Origin of the sequence: Sinanaerobacter sp. ZZT-01, from assembly GCF_035621135.1 — a bacterium.
In the GTDB taxonomy this organism is placed as follows: Bacteria; Bacillota; Clostridia; order Peptostreptococcales; family Anaerovoracaceae; genus IOR16.
Genome location: NZ_CP141728.1, coordinates 2,008,758 through 2,029,936, shown reverse-complemented (window position 1 = coordinate 2,029,936; position 21,179 = coordinate 2,008,758). Strand labels below are relative to the sequence as shown.

General features: G+C 40.1%; 16 protein-coding genes, 1 tRNA gene and 1 pseudogene. 4 read left to right on the top strand and 14 right to left on the bottom strand.

Going from position 1 to position 21,179, the window contains the following annotated elements; translation table 11 throughout:
- Positions 1 to 9: 9 nt before the first annotated feature.
- The 10 genes and pseudogenes from uvrA to U5921_RS09680 form a co-directional block, all read right to left on the bottom strand.
- A complete protein-coding gene (uvrA, locus tag U5921_RS09725) occupies positions 10 to 3,384 on the bottom strand; it encodes an excinuclease ABC subunit UvrA (RefSeq protein WP_324822840.1) in 3,375 nt (1,124 codons plus the stop codon).
- Positions 3,385 to 3,555: 171 nt separating this feature from the next.
- Positions 3,556 to 3,786: pseudogene (locus tag U5921_RS09720) on the bottom strand (DNA adenine methylase); the annotation flags it as partial.
- A 383-nt stretch (positions 3,787 to 4,169) separates the two neighbouring features.
- A complete protein-coding gene (locus U5921_RS16215; RefSeq protein ID WP_417765002.1) occupies positions 4,170 to 4,937 on the bottom strand; it encodes a GNAT family N-acetyltransferase in 768 nt (255 codons plus the stop codon).
- 99 nt (positions 4,938 to 5,036) lie between these two features.
- Positions 5,037 to 5,837, bottom strand: a complete 801-nt coding sequence (locus U5921_RS09710; RefSeq protein WP_324822838.1) for an NAD(P)H-dependent oxidoreductase — start codon at positions 5,835 to 5,837, stop codon at positions 5,037 to 5,039.
- Between the two features lie 88 nt (positions 5,838 to 5,925).
- Complete coding sequence (locus tag U5921_RS09705; RefSeq protein ID WP_324822836.1) at positions 5,926 to 6,534, bottom strand: PadR family transcriptional regulator; 609 nt, start codon at positions 6,532 to 6,534, stop codon at positions 5,926 to 5,928.
- Positions 6,535 to 6,698: 164 nt separating this feature from the next.
- Positions 6,699 to 6,785 (bottom strand) — tRNA-Leu (locus U5921_RS09700).
- Between the two features lie 53 nt (positions 6,786 to 6,838).
- A complete protein-coding gene (locus tag U5921_RS09695; RefSeq protein WP_324822834.1) occupies positions 6,839 to 7,939 on the bottom strand; it encodes an SLC13 family permease in 1,101 nt (366 codons plus the stop codon).
- Positions 7,940 to 8,017: 78 nt separating this feature from the next.
- On the bottom strand, positions 8,018 to 9,397 hold the full coding sequence (locus U5921_RS09690) for an NAD(P)/FAD-dependent oxidoreductase (protein WP_324822832.1): 1,380 nt from the start codon (positions 9,395 to 9,397) through the stop codon (positions 8,018 to 8,020).
- Positions 9,398 to 9,415: 18 nt separating this feature from the next.
- On the bottom strand, positions 9,416 to 10,351 hold the full coding sequence (gene trxB, locus U5921_RS09685; RefSeq protein ID WP_417765001.1) for a thioredoxin-disulfide reductase: 936 nt from the start codon (positions 10,349 to 10,351) through the stop codon (positions 9,416 to 9,418).
- A gap of 228 nt (positions 10,352 to 10,579) precedes the next feature.
- Positions 10,580 to 11,977: an alanine/glycine:cation symporter family protein gene (locus tag U5921_RS09680; protein ID WP_324822829.1), complete on the bottom strand. Its 1,398-nt coding sequence runs from the start codon at positions 11,975 to 11,977 to the stop codon at positions 10,580 to 10,582.
- A gap of 227 nt (positions 11,978 to 12,204) precedes the next feature.
- On the opposite strand from U5921_RS09680, the gene U5921_RS09675 reads away from it, so the two are divergent.
- Positions 12,205 to 12,375 (top strand): hypothetical protein, encoded by a 171-nt coding sequence (locus U5921_RS09675; protein ID WP_324822827.1) that lies wholly within the window; start codon positions 12,205 to 12,207, stop codon positions 12,373 to 12,375.
- Between the two features lie 112 nt (positions 12,376 to 12,487).
- Here the strand turns inward: U5921_RS09675 and U5921_RS09670 are convergent, their stop codons facing one another.
- Both U5921_RS09670 and uvrC read right to left on the bottom strand, forming a co-directional pair.
- Entirely contained in the window at positions 12,488 to 12,799 is a 312-nt protein-coding gene (locus U5921_RS09670; RefSeq protein WP_324822825.1) for a DUF1292 domain-containing protein, read from the bottom strand.
- 69 nt (positions 12,800 to 12,868) lie between these two features.
- Positions 12,869 to 14,704 carry an excinuclease ABC subunit UvrC gene (gene uvrC, locus U5921_RS09665; protein ID WP_324822823.1) on the bottom strand — a complete coding sequence of 612 codons (1,836 nt, stop codon included), beginning with the start codon at positions 14,702 to 14,704 and terminating at the stop codon, positions 12,869 to 12,871.
- A 135-nt stretch (positions 14,705 to 14,839) separates the two neighbouring features.
- Here uvrC and U5921_RS09660 point away from each other — a divergent pair, with 135 nt between their 5' ends.
- On the top strand, positions 14,840 to 15,736 hold the full coding sequence (locus U5921_RS09660; RefSeq protein ID WP_324822821.1) for a carbohydrate kinase: 897 nt from the start codon (positions 14,840 to 14,842) through the stop codon (positions 15,734 to 15,736).
- Positions 15,737 to 15,800: 64 nt separating this feature from the next.
- On the opposite strand, the gene U5921_RS09655 is transcribed toward U5921_RS09660, so the two are convergent.
- Both U5921_RS09655 and U5921_RS09650 read right to left on the bottom strand, forming a co-directional pair.
- On the bottom strand, positions 15,801 to 17,171 hold the full coding sequence (locus tag U5921_RS09655; protein WP_324822819.1) for a D-alanyl-D-alanine carboxypeptidase: 1,371 nt from the start codon (positions 17,169 to 17,171) through the stop codon (positions 15,801 to 15,803).
- Between the two features lie 26 nt (positions 17,172 to 17,197).
- Positions 17,198 to 18,412: a cofactor-independent phosphoglycerate mutase gene (locus U5921_RS09650; RefSeq protein ID WP_324822817.1), complete on the bottom strand. Its 1,215-nt coding sequence runs from the start codon at positions 18,410 to 18,412 to the stop codon at positions 17,198 to 17,200.
- A 480-nt stretch (positions 18,413 to 18,892) separates the two neighbouring features.
- Here U5921_RS09650 and serC point away from each other — a divergent pair, with 480 nt between their 5' ends.
- Positions 18,893 to 19,984, top strand: a complete 1,092-nt coding sequence (serC, locus tag U5921_RS09645) for a 3-phosphoserine/phosphohydroxythreonine transaminase (RefSeq protein ID WP_324822815.1) — start codon at positions 18,893 to 18,895, stop codon at positions 19,982 to 19,984.
- Between the two features lie 15 nt (positions 19,985 to 19,999).
- Positions 20,000 to 21,163 (top strand): phosphoglycerate dehydrogenase, encoded by a 1,164-nt coding sequence (locus U5921_RS09640; protein WP_324822813.1) that lies wholly within the window; start codon positions 20,000 to 20,002, stop codon positions 21,161 to 21,163.
- Positions 21,164 to 21,179: the final 16 nt, after the last annotated feature.

Genomic DNA, 21,179 nt, shown 5'->3' with positions numbered 1-21,179 from the left:
GCATCCTCCTTACAGATATCTGCCGGTAATGCTGGCAGAATTTTTTTTGATTTCCTCCGGGTTTCCTGTTGCAACAATTTTTCCGCCGCCGGTTCCTCCCTCGGGGCCAATATCAACAACCCAGTCAGACGCACGGATAATGTCTGTGTTGTGTTCAATGATATACAGGGTGTGACCCGCATCTACCAGCTTTCTGAAAATCAGCAGAAGCTTTTCAATGTCCTGAAAATGCAGCCCGGTAGTCGGTTCATCCAGAATGTAGACCATATGCTTTTTCTGTTTTCCTCCCAGCTCTTTCGCTAATTTCAGTCTTTGCGCTTCCTCCATTAGCTGTAGCTTTGGTAGGATATCCGGCACATCAGCAAAAAAGGATACTGCTTCTGATAGGTCCATGTGCAGAACCTCTGCAATGCTTTTGCCTTTGTAAAGCACCTCAAGTACAAATTCCTGATATCGGCTGCCTTTGCATTCCGCACAGGTCACATAATGATCCGCCATATACTGAAAAGCTATCTTAATCCGCCCCTGTCCCTCACATACAGGGCACTGACCCTCCTTGGAATTAAAGCTGAAATGACTTTCTGATATTCCACATTCGAGAGCCTTGGGTTGCTTTGCATACAGCGCACGAATTGCATCAAAAACCCCTATATAGGTTGCAGGCGTAGAGCGTGAGGATTTTCCGATGGGGCTTTGATCCATCTGTACAAAGCCATTTATTGTTTCATAGCCCTCAAACGACCGGTAATTTTTACTGCTATTTCTTTTGTGCTGAATCGCTTCCTCCAGTGCCGGAATCAGTGTTCCAAAAATCAACGAGCTTTTCCCGGAGCCGCTTACACCGGTAATACAGCACATAACATGAATCGGGAAACGGACATCCACATTTTTTAGATTGTTGCTCGTACAGCCTTTTAAGATCAACCATTCGTGAGGTATTTTAAGATTCGATGAGTTACACGCATTCTCACCTTTCAGATAACGACCGGTAGCGGAAAGAGAATTTTCTTCTACTTCATCTACGGTTCCAGCTGTTACAACCTCCCCACCGTGAACGCCCGCTCCGGGTCCAATGTCGATAAGATAATCCGCACTGAGCATGGTGTCCCGGTCATGCTCTACGACAATCACGGTATTTCCTTTATCCCTTAAATTCCGGATCGTATCAATCATCAGATGATGATCTCTTGGATGCAGTCCGATAGAGGGTTCGTCCAGAATATAGGTCAGTCCGATCAATTCGCTGCCGAGCTGACTGGACAGACGTACACGCTGAAGCTCACCGCCCGAAAGCGTGGGCGCTGTTCGGCATAAGGTTAGATATGGCAGTCCAACTTGCAGCAGATTGGCGATTCGTGTTTGGATTTCTTCCAATACTTCCCCTGCCTTATTTTTTTGATTTTCAGAGAGCAAGCCCTGTAAACTGAATATCCAGTCTTGCAGGCGATCAATGGGCATTTGGGTAACCTCTGGCAGACGATACCCCATGATTGTTGTATATCGGGCTTCCGGGCATAGTAATTCTCCGTGACAGGTAGGGCATGGAAACTCACGCATATATTGCTTCCACGGATTATCCTCCGATTTGGATTCACGAAACAGCCTTTGTATATGGGCAGCCGCTCCTGCGGCAGGACGATTGATTTCAGTATCTCTGCCTCCGGAATTGTACTTGAAGCTGTAAATCTTATCTCCGGTTCCATAGAGTACCGCATTTTTAAAATTCTCCGGCAGCTCTTTCCAAGGAGTATCCAATTCAATTTCCATATCAGCTGCTATCGCATAAAGTTCGCCAACCATCCAGTTTCCGGTGGGCTTTTTCCCCCGCAGCTTTCCAAAGTAGGAAGTCGCCCCATCCAGTACAGAAAGATTTTCATTTACCACAATAGAATTAGGATTGACCTCATATAGAAGGCCAAGACCATTGCAGGCATGACACGCTCCCGTATGGGTATTGGCATTGAAAGTGGAGACGGTAAGCGCTTGAAAAAGACTCCCGCACACCGGACAACGGTTTTTGTTTTTGCTGTCTTTCTTGACAGGAATACCGCAATAAGGACAATAGGGCGTTCCGATTGAGACATAAAGCATTCGCAGCTGATCCATTATACCTGTCAGGGTTCCCACGGTGGAACGAGGATTCTGACTTCCTTTTTTCTGTTCAATGGCAATGGTAGGAGTAAGCCCTTGTATCGTATCAAAATCTGGCTTTTCCATTAATTCCTGCATCTTAGCGGCGCCCGACATATTATCAAGATACCGGCGCTTTCCCTCCGCATAAATCGTATCGAAAGCTAAGGATGATTTACCGCTTCCGCTCACACCTGTGATGACCGTCAACTTATTTTTTGGAATAGATACATCAATATTTTTTAAATTGTTCTGTCGGCATCCTTTTAGCAGCAATACGTCATTTGGCTGCTTTAAATGTAACGTAGCATTGCAGTTTCTGAGTATTGGCTGTACAGAAAACTTCGGTTCCAACATATCCGGGTCTGCAACCTCAGCTTGCTCCTGCACACCGAGCAGCTTGAGCTTGGATTGAATCGCTTCCATATAGTCTGACGGAAGACGGCTCACGATGTCTTGAAGCTCTTTTTCTGAAGCATTTGGATTTACAGTAAGTTCTGCCATCTCATCCAGCAGGTCTTTTTCGTATCTGTTTAAATCGCTATATTTTTTTGTGCTAAGCTCTGTCCACAAATCCCACGGAAGAAGCTCCAGCCCCAGCAGACTGTTAAAGTCATGCAGCAGATTCCCTTTGACGGAATGCCAGCCTTTCCAATTCTTGTTATAACCAAAGTCCTCTGGATGTTGTTCACCAGACCTGCAAAGTATCCATGCCTGACCTCCGAGCAGATAGCCTGCATCGGATGGCATATCTTCTGTATTGAATGTAATTCCATAATGTGCTTTCTGAATTTCATCCAACTGGGCATCCATGCGTACCCACCGCTGTTCCTCCAAGCTGTAATATTCGATCAACCAATGATCCTCATACATAAGTTCGCTTTTAAAGTAACTTGCAAAGCCTACCCGAAGACGGGCGGGAATCCCTTTGTAGCGCAAAAAGGATACCAAAAGCAATGCATAATCCCTGCACATACCGATCAAGCGCAATTGTGGTGACCTTGAAGCAGCAAGCGCTCTTTGGTCTATCTGGGATAGCTTTTCCAGCATCTGTGGTACGGTTCGAAGCAACTCTTCCTCCAATTGGCGTTTACTAAAGGTCACACCGTAAAGTTTGCCCTGATCTCCATGAATAACCAACCCCTGCGCCATTCGCAATAAGTCTGTCGGGGATGGCGGCAATGGTTCATACCAGCTCTTATATTTGCGTGGATTTGTAATAATACTCTGTTTTACATAACACGAAAAATCCATTTTTATCCCTCCTCAAAATCGACCTTACCCCCTGACACCGTGTCAGAGTCAAGGGGTGAAAGAAATATTTTTTATATTGCTTAACTTCTGGATACGAACCTACATTTCGTAAATAAAGCAAATATATAAAACGTTCTTTTTTTTCACCTGAACTGTAAAATGATATAGGAGGCAGCCGCCCTCATACCGCTGCGCCAGATTGCTCAGGCGGGTAACCGGGGTGATGGTATAATCCCGATACAGCTCCCGAATAAATTCACAGTCGTTGTAGCCGACCATCTACTTGCCCCTGCATCCTGCCAGCGCATCCCGGAGCCGCTGGTGGTCAGTTTTAAGAAACTCCACCGCATAGTGACCCTCGGTCATGTAATAGGGCGGATCGCAATAAAAAAAGGCATCGTCCGGTCGTAAGTTCATTTTTCATGGTGCATCTGTCCTTTCATTTTGATTTTGGGCGCAAAAAAAGCGGCTGTGGTTTTCAGTTACGAAGAACACAGCCGCTTCAAAATTGCCCCGTAGGGTATTGGCTTTATTAAATTGTCTGCCGGACTGATTCCGGCCTAAAACGAGAAACACCCCGCTTTCTTGTTAAAAAGCAGGGTGCATCTATGAAAAACGAGGGTCTTGAATTTTTCATTCAAAACCCTCGTCAGGCCGCATAAACACTGGCTTTTCAGCTCTGTATCTATTTTGACCTAATCTTCTGGCTGTGCGGGTCAATTGAACTGTCATAGCATTTACGTCATTTATGACAGGTTTATTTGAACTTTCACCACGGGTTATGCTCATAATCTCATGTATAAAATAGGATATGGCATACCTTGTTCATCTGTTTCGGTTCTTTTATAAACCCTAAATCCCATATGTTCATAAAAACCTTTTGCTTGAGGATTTTGTTCATTAACCCCTAATTCATTAACTCTGTATTCTTTGATGCCATATTCAAGTAATTTTTTCCCTAAACCGCGTCCACGTTCTGTGGGAGCAATAAATAACATCTCAAGTTTCTGTTTATCTATCCCCATAAATGCAATTGGCTCGCCATTTTCGTTCTCTGCAACAATTAAATTAGGAATCGCCATTAATGCCTGCGGAATGTATTTTTGGATATTGTTTATTTCTTCATTTGATAAAAATAGATGTGTTTCTTTTACAGAAGCTTTCCAGACTTTTTCAAGCTGTTCTATTAGTGCTTGATTTCTATTTTCAACTTTAATTGTTTTCATACATCCCCCATATAGTATATAAATAATATGTATGACAGGATTGTACCATAAATGTGCCAAAAAGCTATTAAGATTACCCCTATGGAACAAGTTGTTTAGTGCTATCACTAAAGGATAAATTTGTTTCGAGTATAATGGGGCACCCATTGCCACAATTAAAAATTGAAACTTATTTATAAATTCATTAAGTATTTTGAGAATATCTTTTTCGTAATTTGAAATAAGCCCGTTTTGAATAAAATAATTAACTAACTCCTTTAGACCATCCTTCTTGTTTTTTGCCAATTCGGTTATTACTGAAAATATATCAGTCGTAAACTCGCTCATATAATCTTCTGGTAATACAGGAATTGTAGATGCGAGCCTATTTTTATAGGGGATTTGAACTATTACGGGATATTATGCTCATACTCCGTGCATACAGTATCATTTCTCTAAATATCTCGCACCTACCAAATGTATAAAGCCTTTCATTGCGCGTCCGAATATTCTTTTGACAGGGTTCATTTTAATCTGGTAAAAATAGTCCGCATTCAACCAGCCTTTTTCTTCCCAATAGGCACGATCCACTTTGGATGTATAGGTTTTGCTACGCAAACAGTTAAACATAAAAACATCATAAAATGCAGGCTGCCGTTTTTGTGTTGCCGAAAGGCGATTGTAAAAGTGCTTTGATATCTTTTTAATTTTTTTACTGTTCTGCTCATGATAATACTCATCATATCCAAAGGCACTCTTGGGCAGGCGGTCCTTAAAATATGTGGGGGAAATAATCTGCACATCTCCCACGATGTCCATACCCCAGCCCGATAATGTCATCTTCAGAAATTTATAAACCTGTTTACTGCCTCCGCCATCTGTCGTTACCGCAATCAAGGCAGGCTTGCCCACCAGTTCTTGTCTGTGAAATAAATAGGACATTCTGTCGATGAAACGCTTTAACTGCGCTGTGACTTGATATGCATAGACAGGACTTGTGGCAATCAATCCGTCAGCACTGAACAAACGCTTTTTCAAGTCGTTCAAATCATCTCGACAGGGACAGCTATTTTCGCTTTTTTGAAAGCAAAGCATACAGCCTTTGCAATCTTCGATGTGGTGCTCCCCAAGAAATATGTAGTCGAACTCAACATCTTGATTGTGCAGTTTTAGGTTATTTTCAATCTCTTTGCATACATTAAAGCTATCCTTTTTTCGGGGGCTGCCCATTACAATAACAACTTTCATATTCATATCTCCTTAATATTGCCATATATCCAACGTTGGATATATGGATTATTTTTTATCCCGCATCTGTAAAGTGATGCGGGATTTTTTATGGCATTTGTAACTGAACTTCTATGGCAGATTTGGAGAAGTCTAAGGATTTTATGAGTTGAGAAATATTTGCTGCGCTTTTGATTGTCTCATCAATATTTTCAAGTAGAACATCATGCCAAGCAATCTGACTGCAAACTGTATTTTTCATCAGTTGTAATGTCGCTCTTTCAACAGAGGAGGCTGTATTCTCCTTTTCCTTCGTCCATTTTTCAATATCATGCTCCTTACGTTTCAAGTCCTCAATATGCGTGCTGATGGTGAATGACAATTCTTCCTTTGTTAGATTGGCAACCATAGGGTATACTAAGAACTTTTCAGAACAAATGCTCCACAATGATTTTTGCATTTCACTCATTGCCATTTCTTTTAGATGGGAACGTCCTTTTTCAGTGATGGCAAAAATACGTTTGGACTTCTCACCGGTACCCAACGTGTCAATTAACTTAATATATTCGTTTTTTTCTAATTTACTCATGGCATAATAGATAGAGCCTGATTGTATATTGTTCCATTTATCCATCTCGCTTAATTGAATAAATTTCTGAATTTCGTATCCATGTGTTGATTTTAGACTTAGATAATAAAGTATTAGCAATTGAACCATATAATCCCTCCTATCCAATGTTGGATAATAGTTTTATTATCGTTTATATTTTTCTTTATGTCAACACTGTTGCTGAGATTATATAAATAATCTGTACTTGTTACATCATAGAGTTTAAAGCATAAAAAAAGACCTAAATTCCCCTTGCTGGAAGATAGGTCTTTTGGTGCAGGCAAGAGGACTCGAACCTCCATGAAGAAACCCTCACACGGACCTGAACCGTGCGCGTCTGCCAATTCCGCCATGCCTGCATATGTTACGAAGAATATATTAGCATGAAAAACAAGGAAAATCAAGTAAATAATTAAAAAACTGTCATTAGTATAATTAAGAAAAAAGCATTCACACCAGTAAATGTAACAATATAACGTAACGGATTTGCATTCTCTATTTTCGTATACAGCTTAAATGAAATCAAACTTGCCAGTGAAGCAACCAATGTTCCCAATCCGCCGATGTTCGTTCCGACAACAAGGGCACGAGCGTCGTATGTAAATCCGGAAAGCAGCACAGCCGCCGGAACGTTGCTAATCAACTGGCTCAGGAGAACAGCAGCCTCTTTTTCCCTTCCCACCAAAAAACGGCTCATAATTGAACAAAAGGAATCCATCTTTCCAAGATTTCCTACAAAAATGAAGAAGCATATAAAAGTAAGCAGTAGGGAATAATCTACGCTCTGAAAATTTTTTTTGTCTAAAAAATAGATAAAGATACAAACCACAGCCAGTACAATTACATAATGAAGAAGATGAACAACCGCAAGAAGACACAAAAAAAATAAAACGGCATAACCTGCTACGATTTTAGGTTTTTTCAAAACTACCTTCTCTGAAAATGTGACTTGCACCTTCTCTTTCTTCACAAACTGGCAAGCTAACAGTAAAAGAAATGACGAGAACGCTGTAATTGGAAAGGTTATCGCCACAAAATCAAATGCCTTTAACTGAAAATGTTGATACAAATAGAGATTCTGCGGATTTCCCATTGGTGTCAGCATGCTCCCCAAATTTGCGGCAATAGTCTGTAAAACTAAAACGTAAATTAAATACTTTTCCTGTTTTGTATAGGTAAGAATCAGAGCAGAAAAAGGTACAAAAGTCAGGAGTGCAACGTCATTTGTTACAAACATGGACGAAAAGAAGCAAAGAAAAACCAGCACTTCGCTTAAACGGCGCAGATTGTCTATCCGGGAAAGCAATGCATATGCAAATTGAAACAAGACACCCTTATCCTGTAATCCATTAACAACTGCCATCAGACAAAACAGCAAAGCTAATACTGAAAAATCAAAATAATCCAAATAACTTCCTGTCGGTGGCACAATACACATAGAAGCAGCCGCAAATGCGGCTGCTACAAATAATACCATTTCATTTTTTATAAATGCAAAAATCTTCTGCTTCATACCTTTTGTCGCCTTAAGTGCTTCCAAAACTTCATATATTTCTTACGTTTCTTGTAAGCTTTTTACCTGTCAATATTATTACTGATATCGTTCAAGCAGCCTACGTGCTACCCATACGCCGCTGGCCGATGCCTGGGACAGAGAATGTGTTACACCTGAGCCATCTCCCAAAGCATATAAGCCTTTTACTTTCGTCTCAAGATTTCCATCCACTTGAACCTTGGAATTATAAAATTTAACTTCTACACCATAAAGCAAGGTATCCTCATTTGCTGTACCGGGTGCAATCTTATCCAATGCGTAAATCATTTCAATGATGGCATCCAGCTGTCTCTTCGGAATTACCAAACTCAAATCTCCCGGTGTCGCTTTTAATGTCGGGTTTGTAAAACATTTTTCCATCCTTCGCGCACTGCTTCTTCTTCCTTTTACTAAGTCACCAAAACGCTGTAATAAGACACCACCGCCAAGCATGTTCGAAAGCTTTGCAATCGACTCACCATATTCATTGCTGTTTTTAAATGGCTCCGTAAATTTATTTGAGACAAGTAATGCAAAATTAGTATTTTCTGTCCGCAATGCAGGATCAGAATAGCTATGACCATTTACGGTTACAATGCCGTTCGTATTTTCTGAAACAACTTCTCCATAAGGATTCATGCAGAAAGTACGCACCATATCATTATACTTATCGGTCTTATAAACAATTTTGCTTTCGTAAACTTCATCTGTAATATGCTTAAATACTTCAGCCGGAAGCTCTACCCGCACACCGATGTCCACACGATTGGATTCCAATTCAATGTCCATTTGATTGCAGACATCTGAAATCCATTTTGAACCGGAACGTCCTGTGGCAAGAACCAATTCATTACACTGAAATTGCTCTCCTTTATCCGTCGTGACGGAAAAACCTTCTCCCAGCTTTTCCACCTTTGATATTGTAGTATAAAACATCGTATCAATGCGATCTTTTGTATAATCAAAAATCTTTCCTAAAATGCGCACATTCCGATCAGTTCCCAAATGTCTCACTTTAGCATCTAACAAATGTAAATTGCTGCGCAGTGCAGTTGTCTTTAAATCCGTGCTTCCGGTTGAGTAAAGCTTCGCATCGGCTCCACCCATCTCACAAAGTACTTCATCCACATATTCCATCAGCTGTAAAGCTTCCTCTGCACCTACATAGCGGTGCAAATCGCCTCCAAATTGATTTGTAATGTTATACTTTCCATCCGAAAGCGTACCAGCTCCACCATAACCGTTCATAATATGGCAGGGACTGCATTTAATGCAATTGCTTACCTTCCCTAATTTGATTGGACATACTCTCTTTTCTAAGTTTGCCCCTTTATCAATCATAAGAACCTTTGCCTTATTATCTCTTTTCGTCATTTCATAAGACATAAATACTCCGCTGGCACCTGCTCCAACAATAATTACATCGTACTTTTTCATTCTTTCCTCCGCATTCTTTTATTCCAAAGAATTTATATATTTTTCCGCCTGTACCGCACTGACTGCTCCATCAGCAACTGCTGTAACAACCTGACGCAAGCTCTTCACCCGAACATCTCCCGCAGCATATACACCATCAACGGAAGTCTGCATTAACTCATCCGTTTTAATATAACCCTTATCTAAATCCAATTCATTCTTAAATAAATCAGCATTTGGCTCATATCCTACAAAAATGAAAACACCGAAGGTCATATCCTCAGGACTGGCCACATATTCAGTCTTTTCCCCTGTTTTTAAATTTTTAATAACCACTTTTTCTAAAATACCGTCTCCGGAAAGAGATTCAATTGCCGAATTCCATATAAAAGAAATTTTAGGATTTTTCCTTGCTTTCTCCTGTATGGATTTAGCAGCACGCAGTTGGTCTCGGCGATGAATAATCGTTACTTTCCTTGCAAATTTTGTAAGAAAAAGAGCTTCTTCCACTGCTGTGTCTCCACCACCGACTACAAATACATCCAGTCCTCGGAAAAAAGAAGCATCGCAAGTCGCACAATAAGAAACACCGCGACCAATGAACATTTCTTCTCCTTCACAACCTAGCCGTTTGGAAGTCGCCCCGGATGCAATGATGATCGCCTTTGCACGATAGGTCTCGTTTTGGCCTTTTAAAACCTTGATTTCTCTTGAAAAATCAACTTCTGTTATCTCATCCGAAATTGTTTCAACACCAAAATTTGCAGCCTGTTTCTTCATGCGGTCAATCAAAGTTGCGCCGGATTCTTCCTCAACACAACCCGGATAATTTTCAATTCTCGATGTCATTATAATCTGTCCGCCAACTTGTTCCTTTTCAATCAGCAAGGTAGAAAGCGTTGCTCTTCCCGCATAAAGTGCAGCAGAAAGTCCTGCAGGTCCGCCGCCAACGATAACAACGTCATATACTTTCATCACATTCCTCCGTTACTTCTATATTTAAAACCTAATATGATTCATTTTAAATGAATCTCAAATATTTATAAACCTGCATCTGTTTTGCAAATTTATTAACAGCTTAGTATACCATGAATTCCCTTCTTCGTATAGTTTTTCATAGGAATCCAGAATATATTTTACCCTAAAAAGAACAGTATAAAACCTTTCTGTGAAGATTCTTCATATGAATTTGTAAAATGAGTATTAACGATTGATAATAGGAATCGGAGTCTGGTCTATCTCATCCAGATGATCTTCATAAACATAGTATTGTGTTTCTTTTGCAATCACATGACTCAGCAGTAAAATTGCAATTAGGTTTGGAATCGCCATCAGTGCATTCATCATATCAGAAAGGCTCCATATTACGTCCAAATTTGAAATTGCCCCTATAAAAACCATTGCGATCCATGCAATGCGATAAGGAAAAATGATTTTTTTCCCAAATAGGTATTGTGCTGCTTTTTCTCCGTAATAGGACCAACCCAAAATGGTTGAAAATGCAAAAGCCAGCATTCCAAAAGCTAAAATCGCCGATCCAATATAAGGAATTTTTTCAAATGCTAAAGACGTAAGCTGACCACCATTTCCTACTACTGCATTAATTTGAGGATTTGCTATAATCGTGCTGACTAAAACCAGGCCGGTTATTCCGCAAACAATTCCCGTATCCCAAAAAGTTGCCGTGGAGGAGATCATAGCTTGACGTACTGGATTTCTTGTCTGTGCTGCAGCAGCTACAATTGGTGCAGATCCCATGCCCGATTCATTAGAAAAAAGCCCTCTTGCGACACCATAGCGACAGGCGATCAATATGGTAGAGCCGACAAAGCCTCCTCCTGCTGCACGTTTTGAAAAAGCTCCAAGCAGAATCGTTTCAATACTCTGCATCAGATATTCTTTATTTATGATTAAAATAAAGATACATCCCAATGTATAAAAAAGTGCCATAAACGGGACCAATTTTTCACAAACTTTTGTAATGGACTGTACTCCTCCCAGAATGACAACTGCTACCAAAGCGGCAAGAAAAACTCCGCTGATCTGTTCGGGTATATTAAAATTCTCTTTCATAACAACAGAAACTGCATTTGCCTGCACACTGGATCCGATACCAAATCCGGCAAGTGCAGTAAAAAATGCAAATAAAACGGCAAGCCATTTCATTTGCAGTCCCCGTTCCAAGGCATACATCGCACCACCAAGCATCGATCCGTCTTTTGTCTGTACCCGATATTTAATGGCAATGAGTGCTTCACTATATTTTGTCGCGATCCCAAAACAACCCGTAAGCCAAGTCCAAAAAACTGCCCCCGGTCCCCCAAGTGCAATTGCCGTTCCGACTCCTACAATATTTCCTGTCCCGATTGTAGAAGCCAATGCCGTTGCTAAAGCTCCGAATTGGCTGACATCTCCCTTTGCACAAGTATCTTTTGTAACCGATAATCGAATGCTTTGAAAAATTTTCTGCTGAATCACTCCCGTGCGAAATGTCATGTAAATATGTGTCCCAAACAGTAAAATAAGCATTGGAACTCCCCATAGGTACCGATTCATCCACAATGCAAACATATGGATATTCTGTACCAAATCCTCCATCATTTTTCACCTCTCTTATTTTGCGAAAACTTAGCCTCCTTTGAAAAAGGCAGCTAAACAGTAGGTCATAAAGATAACTACTTTTGATATAAAAAAAAATTAAACCTTTATTCTGAAAAATGTTATAATAAAATTTATCCGTTATACTTTTAAGCCGATACCTTCCTTTGAGAAAAGAAGGTAACCATGCAGTCGTATCATTTTAATAAGTTAATAAGGAGCCTTAAATTATGAACAAAAAAAATCTTTACGTTGCTATCTTTATGCTGGTGGCTGCTCTTTCTTGCACAGCAATCAGTTTTCGAAATGGATTTTCTCAATTTGAGAGAGGTACTCTTATCGCAGCTTTCATGTTTCTCTGCTTTGCTGTTATGTTTTTTCGTCATAGAAATGATGATTGATTTTTTAAGGTATAAAAAGACGATTCTTATTAAGTACTTAAATATTGGCATAAAAAAACCTGTAAGAAAGACAAACTCTTTCTTACAGGTTTTTATTTGCTTTTTAATTTTATTAAACTTCTTCTGCTGTCAACTTATCAAACTCTGCAACTACCTTTTCAAATTCTGCATCGTCTTCAATATCGACTAATTCAAACTCGTCTTCTCCGGTTTCCTTATATCCATAGATATAAACATCGTCACTGCCATCGTCCGGAATCAATGCAATGTATTCTTTTCCATCATAGTCGAAAAGTCCCATAATTTCACATTCTACTTCAACACCATCATCAAATTCTAGCGTGATAAAATCTGCATCATTTTCACCGCCGCAACAGCATTCATCACCACAGCCGTCATGGGTGCATTTTTCTTTCTCACTCATCTATTTATCCTCCTATTGATTTCCCATTTTCTTCATTTTGGGTATAATATCACTATAACACTATAATGCTTATTTCACAATTGAATTATTCAAATGTTGATGAATCTTTTCCGCTACACTTCGATTCATTCCAGAAATTTTGCTCAATTCTTCAGTCGACGCCTGTCGAATTGCATCAATGCTTCCAAAAGCTGACAGCAATGCCATCTTTCTTTTTTCTCCCACTCCATCAATTTCATCTAATATTGATTTGCGCAACTTCTTACTCCGCAGTCCTCTATGGTAATCTATGGCAAAACGATGTACTTCTTCCTGAATCGAAGCAATATATTTAAACAAAACAGGATTACTCCGCAGCTCCAATTCTTCTTGCTGATAAACCAGACCTCTTGTTCGATGATGGTCATCTTTTACCATTCCTGCCACTGGTATAGAAAGATTTAACGCTGATAGCACCTGCTCCACCACTGCAACTTGATTCTTTCCACCATCCATCAATAAAAGATCCGGCATCTTTGAAAAGGAAGGATCTCCTTTTAACCCTCGTTTTAGTCTCCGATACAACACTTCTTGCAAACTGCCGTAATCATTTGGTCCTTCAATGGTTCGTATTTTAAAGCGGCGGTAATCCTTGCGCACCGGCTTTCCGTTTTCAAATACAACCATTGCTCCAACCGAATCAATCCCATTTGTGTTAGATATATCGTAGGCCTCAATACGCCACCTATTATCCGCTTGAAAGCCAAAAAATGAGGATAATGCTTCAGAAATTGCAGATGCTTTTTCCTGTTGATTTCTTGCCCGTTCATCCAATCCCTTAGAAAGTTCGATGACATCTCTTTTGGAAAGGTCTAAAAATGCCTTTTTTTCACCTTTTTGCGGTATGGTTAATTTTACATTACTGCCACGAAGATCCGATAGCCACTTTTCCAGTAAGTCAGCCTCAGGCAGCTCCTCTTCTAACAAAATTTCCTTTGGTGCCATTACACTCGGTGAATAATACTGCTTTAAAAATGCCGTTATCACCTCTGCATTGCTCTCTTCCGGCATTGCCTGTAAATGGTAAGTCTCTCGGCCGCTGTGTTTTCCCTGCCTTACAAAAAAAACAATCACATGCACCCCTACCTGACCTCTGGAAAGCAAAACAACATCCAAGTCTCCGGTAGTGCTCAGAACCACTTTCTGCTTTTCCGAAACCGCTTTCACTGCGGCAATTTGATCTCGATATTGTGCAGCCTGTTCAAATTGAAGGTTTGCTGATGCTTCTGTCATACGTCTCTCCAACTCTTCCATCAAGCCTTTATTTTTCCCATTTAAATAATCAATTGCCTTTTGTATCTCCTTACGGTACTCCTCTGAACTGATACCTCCCGTACAGATCCCCCTGCACCGGTGTATATGGTAGTTTAAGCAAGGTTGAAATCCATTTGCAAAGTTTTGTGCAGAACATCGTTTCAATATAAAAACATCGTTCAATAAATCAATCATTTGATTGACTGCCCCTACATCAGTATACGGCCCAAAATATTTGGAGCCATCTGACAAAACTCTTCTTGTTTTCAAAATGCGCGGATAGACCTCACCCATAGTCACTTTAATATAGGGATACGTTTTATCATCTCTTAAAAGTACATTATACTGCGGCATATACTTTTTAATAAGATTATTTTCTAAGATCAAAGCTTCCATTTCCGTATCCGTAATAATGTACTCAAATTCTTCAATGTGAGATACCATTGCACGTACCTTGGCGTCCTGTCTCTTTGGTGTTTGAAAATACTGCCGTACACGATTCTTTAAGGAAACTGCCTTTCCAACATAGATTACCTTTCCAGATTTATCTTTATGCAAATAGACTCCTGGCTTATCCGGTAATCTTTTTAAATTTTCTCTGATATCAAACATCTGTGCACCCCCTTTCTTTTTATTTTTTTATTCCAATACATAATATGACAAATTTTTACTTCATTGTATTAATACTTTTGATTTTCGCACAAAAGTGTTAAAATAATAGGGTAATACAAAGAGGAGGAATAAAACGTGGAAACACATGACATCATTGCGCTTGGTGAACTAGTCATCAATTTTCAACAACAAGAGAACGGTTCTTACGTTCCCAATCTCGGAGGTTCTCCCGCAAATCTAATACGCATTCCGGCGAAGTGTGGACTTCAAACTGCATTAATTGGCAAGATTGGTACAGACAGTTTCGGTAAAAAAGCACTGTACACTTTACGCCAGCTTTCAGTTGATACCACTTCCATCATCACAGACCCTAATGTATTTACAAGTTTAGCTTTCATAAATAAACACGAAACCGGTCAATCTGTTTATGAATTCGTTAGAAAGCCGGGCTCTGACATATACTATAAAAAAGAAGAATTGCCTGTTTCTATGCTGAAACACACAAAAATATTTCACTTCAGCAGCCTCTCGCTGACACACCCGATTTCCAGAGATGCCGTATTTGAAGCAGTTCGCATTGCACGTGAATCCGGAGCCGTCATCAGCTTTGAAGCAAGTTACCTTGATGGAGTATGGACAGATAAAGCGGAAGCAAAAAAACAAATTCTGCGTGGTATTAAGGATGCAGATTTAGTAGATATCACTCAGCAGGACTTAGATTTTCTCGAAGTCTTCCCTATCGATTTGCTGCATCAATACAGCTCTCATTTTATCCTGATCAATATGGGAGAAAATGGATGCCGTTATGTGGGAAGAGACGGTGAGGGATATGTGCAAGGGATAAAACAATTACCCAAAATGGACACCCGTATCAATGCAGATATTTTCATGGGTGCAGTACTTTCCCGCTTTCTTGCACTATCCATTCCGATCAAGCAGTTGAGTTCTCTGAATCTTGAAGATATTCTTCATTTCGCCAACAAAACAGCTTCCTTATGTGACTGTCAAGATCAAAAGCTAATTAATTGCTAATTTTGAAAAAACGCAAACCCATCAACACATCTTACCTGTCGATGTGCCGATGGGTTTTCTTTTATTATCCACGGTGTTGATAGCGTCGCTCGTAATTTTCTTCCCATGCAGCTCTTCGTTCCATTTCTTCTTTCTGTATGCGTTTCTGCCTCTCTAGTCTTCTCTGTTTACGCATGCGCACCTGTCTTCGTTTCAACGCAATATATGCACAAAGCAGCAGGATAAGAAAACCTATGATAATTAAGCTTGTTATTCCAATTGCTTTTGCTGTTTTATCATTGATTCCCAAAAGGGATAATGGACCCCCTTTTTTCACACTCGCCGCAGCAACCGCTTCGCACTCCTGCAAAAGAGTGTCTCCTTCATAAACTTGCAGAATACCAGCCCTATCTCCCTTTTTTACCGGAGCTTTCAACGACTTGTCCAAAACAAGCTTCGTAGATAAAATAGAATCAGATGCCTCGAGCGGTAAAGTTGCCGCGGCATCCTTTGCCAAAGTTACCTTAACCCGATTAAGGCTTCCTCTAGACACCTTAATTTCCCCCAGTTCTGTACCGGCTTGCATCGAGTGAACCGTTTTGTAATTTGCAAATCCATAATCTAAAAGTGTAATACAGTCTGCAAATCTGCCTTTATCCGTTGAAGTGAGTGTTACAGCAATCAATTCTGTGTCACCTCTTTTTGCACTCGCTACCAAACAGCCTCCTGCATGACTTGTATACCCCGTTTTTATCCCGGTAATCCCTTCATATTTGCACCCTCGTGAAACGCCATTTACAACAACCTTAGTCTTCTCATCATAAAGCATGCGGTTTGTATTGTACATATAACGGGTTTCCTGTTTATTCGTCTGCGGTAAAACAAAACGATAGGTTGTTACCAGATCTCTGAATTTTTCATTGGTCATTGCATATTTTGCAATCATCGCCAAATCATAAGCCGTTGTCACATGTGCATCATCATGCAATCCGTTTGGAGTCACAAAGTTTGTATTTTTTGCACCAAGCTCTTTTGCTCTTTCGTTCATGAGCTTTGCAAAATCTTCTACGCTCCCAGAAATTTCTTTTGCCAGTGCAACAGCAGCATCATTTGCAGATTCCGTCATCATTCCATACAAAATCTGCTCTACAGTGAGCTGCTCTCCCTCCACTAAATACATTCGACTCCCTTCCGTAAAAGGTGTTTCTGCATCTACCGTGACTACTTTATTTAAATCTAAATTTTCCAGTGCCAAAAGTGCAGTTATTATCTTCGTTGTGCTTGCAGGGTACCTAGGCACATCTGCATCTTTTTGATAAAGAATTTCCCCTGTTGTCGCATCAATTAAGATACCGCTGGCTCCTCCGATTACCGGCTGCGTGTCAGTCGCATACGTAAAATTTGTGATGCTGCATACGAAAATAACCGCAAGCAATGCAGCTAAGAACTTTTTCATGATTGCCCCCCTCTATTGTCGTCCTACTAGCACCCGAAAAAATAGTCCGTAAGCTCATAGCCATTACCGAAAAACAAACCAGATGCAGCTGCTGCAGTTTCATTGAATCCTTTGCTTTCATCTGCCTCGGTTTCCTTACTGCTATCATACAGAACGAAAGGAACCGGTTTTCCTGCATGCGTCCGAATGGAGATAGGAGTCTGATGATCCGGTAAAACTAAAAACCGGAAAGCCTCTCCTGTACTTCTTAAATATTCGATCACCGGTCCCACAATTTTCTCGTCAATCAATTCCAAAGAACTTATCTTCCCAGAAAGGTCTCCTTGATGCGAACACTCGTCCGGTGCCTCTACATGCAGGTAAATAAAATCCATTCCATCCTTGAACTGCTGAATTGCAGCTTCCGCCTTTCCCGAAAAATTCGTATGAATGGTACCAGTTGCACCTTCTACATCTACGGATTTCAAGCCAGCACAAATACCAATGCCCTTAATCAAGTCCACTGCAGAAATAGTCGCGCCTTTGATCTGATATTTATCATAAAAAGAAGAGAGTTGCGGTTTTTTGCCCTGACCCCATATCCAGATAGAGTTTGCAGGATTTAAACCCTTTTCTACACGTCTAATATTTACAGGATGTTTTGAAAGTAACTCATAGCTTTCTTTCATCATATTATATATGAAATCAGCCCCTTCTCCTTTAGGCATGTATTCTCTAACTTTTTTTGTCAGAATATCATGAGGTGGAGTCAATACATAATCAGTTTCACCGTTTTTTACAATCATGCAATGGCGATAACTTACACCCGTATAAAACTGAATTAGCTCATTCCCAAACTTTTCGTTAACTGCTTTGATTAATTCATCCGCTTCTTCCGTTGTGATATCACCGGCGCTGTGATCCAATACTGTTAAATCTTCATAAGCACCTTCACCTTGTAACGTTACAATATTGCATCGAAACGCAACATCTGTATCCGACATATCAATTCCGATACTCGCTGCTTCAAGAGGAGAACGTCCTGTCAGATAAACCCTGGGGTCATAACCCATTACAGATAAGTTTGCCGCATCACTTCCCGGGGCAATTCCTTCAGGCACCGTACTAACGACCCCAACCGTTCCCTTTTTTGCAAGCTGATTTATGTTCTTAATATTCGCTGTTTCGAGAGGCGTTTTTCCACCTAATTCTTTAATGGGTTCATCACCCGCACCATCTGCTACTAAAATTAAATACTTCATTTCTTTTACTCCTTTTCCATGTTCATTTTCAAAAAAACGTTTATTTTTCAATGTTTAATGCAATTTTTATTTTAAACGCCTACTTCTTTTTCGTTAAAATCTCGTTAAAAAACATAGGCATTCTTACCATTTTTATTAAAATAAAAGAGTAAAAACAATAACTTTTTATCCATTTTTCCTCTTCCAAAGTAAGCTTTTTTTTAAAAATCACGTTATTTTTTTAAGTTGTAGTGTCGGTTTTTTTGAATTTTACCGTTCATTTCGACTAAAAAAAATCGCTTTTCACTCCATTTTTTTAAAATATCAAACTGTTTTTCACGGCATTTTTTTGTTTTTTTCAATTTTACAACGCATTTTTTTTATAACTTTTGTGTTTTTTTTGTTCGTTTTTTTTATTTTTGTACATTTATCTACTTTACTATTGTAACATAAAGTGCTACAATTGGGGATATAAATTTTTTTGCAAGGAGGCGAAAATATATGAGTAATACAGCAAGAGTTTTCAATTTTTCAGCTGGTCCCTCCATGCTACCTTTAGAGGTAATGGAGCGTGCCGCAAAAGAAATGACAAACTATGAAGGGTGCGGCATGTCCGTTATGGAAATGAGTCACCGTTCCGCAGATTTTAAAAAAATCATTGATACAGCAGAACAAGATCTAAGAGATATTATGCATATCCCTGACAATTATAAGGTTCTATTTTTGCAAGGAGGCGGCAGTCTGCAATTCTCTATGGTCCCTTTGAATCTTCTGCGAAATTCAAAAAAAGCAGATTACATCGTAACTGGTTCTTGGGCAAAGAAGGCCGAGAAGGAAGCAGAAAAATTTGGTGATATTCGAATTGCCGCATCTTCCGAAGACAAAACCTTCACCTATATTCCGAAGCTTTCTAAGGAAGACTTCCGTGAAGATGCCGACTACATTTATTTAACGGGAAACAATACAATCTACGGAAGCCGTTACGTCGAATTCCCAGAAACTGGAGAAATCCCTCTTGTTGCTGATCTTTCTTCCAATATATTATCACAAGAAATTGATGTCTCCAAATTTGGAATCATTTGGGCAGGTGCTCAAAAAAATATAGGTCCTGCCGGAGTCGTTATTGTCATTATTCGAGAAGACCTTTTAGGGCATGCTGATAAAAATACGCCAACTATGCTTGACTATAAAGTAGCTGCTGACAACGGTTCCATGTATAATACCCCTCCAACCTACGGCATTTACATTGCTGGGCTGACGTTCCAATGGATTAAAACGCAAGGCGGTGTAAAGGAAATGGAAAGGCGAAACATCGAAAAAGCGTCACTTCTTTACGATTACATCGATAGCAGTAAGCTATACACCGCACCGGTTGCAAAAGAAGACCGTTCTCTTATGAATGTAGTCTTTGTCACCGGAAACGCTGATTTAGATAAAAAATTTGTTTCGGAGGCAAAAGCACAAGGCCTTGTAAATCTTGGCGGTCACAGAAGCATCGGCGGTATGCGTGCCAGCATTTATAATGCAATGCCTATGGAAGGCGTTAAAAAGCTGATTGCATTTATGAAAGATTTTGAAAAAGCAAATGCATAAAAGGAGAATCTGAAAATGTTTCAAATCACTACATTAAATAAAATTTCCAGAAAAGGAACCTCTCATTTTACGGATCAATATACCATAAGTGATGCCGTGGAAAGAGCAAACGGCATTTTGGTCCGCAGCCAGGATATGCACTCCATGGAGTTTTCCGATCACCTCTTGGCTATCGCGAGAGCTGGTGCCGGCGTTAATAATATTCCGATTGACCGCTGCTCTGAAAAAGGAATCGTGGTATTCAACACTCCGGGAGCCAATGCAAACGCAGTAAAAGAATTGGTACTAACAGGTCTTCTTCTGTCTGCCAGAAACATTGCCGATGCAGTTTCTTGGACGAAAACACTTAGCGGCGATATTGGAAAGACCGTTGAAAAAAATAAATCTCAATTTGCCGGGCGTGAAATCCAGGGGAAAACGTTGGGTATCATCGGTCTTGGAGCAATCGGTGTCATGGTTGCAAATGCATGCGAAATGCTGGGAATGAAGGTCATCGGCTATGATCCTTATATCTCCTTGCATTCTGCACATGCACTTTCCAACACAATACCAGTGGTAACCAGCCTGGATACTTTGCTGCCAAAGTGCGATTATCTCACGATTCACGTTCCTGCAATGGAAGAAACAAAGGGTATGATTGACGAAACACGCTTTAAGCAGATGAAAAACGGTGTCTGCCTCTTGAACTTTGCGAGAAATACTTTAGTAAATGAAGACGATCTTCTTGCTGCAATAGAAGGCGGAAAAGTAAAGCGCTACGTTACTGATTTCCCAAATGAAAAAGTTCTTTACCGCAGCGGTGTTATTTGCCTACCACATCTCGGTGCTTCCACACAGGAGGCAGAGGAAAATTGTGCACAAATGGCAGTGGATCAAATGATGGATTATTTAGAAAACGGCAACATTACAAACTCCGTGAATTACCCTGCTTGCAGTCTTGGTATCTGTGATTCTAAGGCAAGAATCGTAGTACTAAATCAAAATATACCTGCAATGCTCGGCAAAATTACCGGCATCTTGGCAGACAGCAATATCAATATCAGCGATCTGATCAATCGAAGTAAGGGGGACTATGCCTGTACGCTCATCGATGTCGATTCTGAGATCAATGAAACAGAATTAAAAAAGGCACTTGCAGTGGACGGTATTATCTCCGTTCGTGTGATCGCCGGCAAATAACTCCTTCTTATAGAAA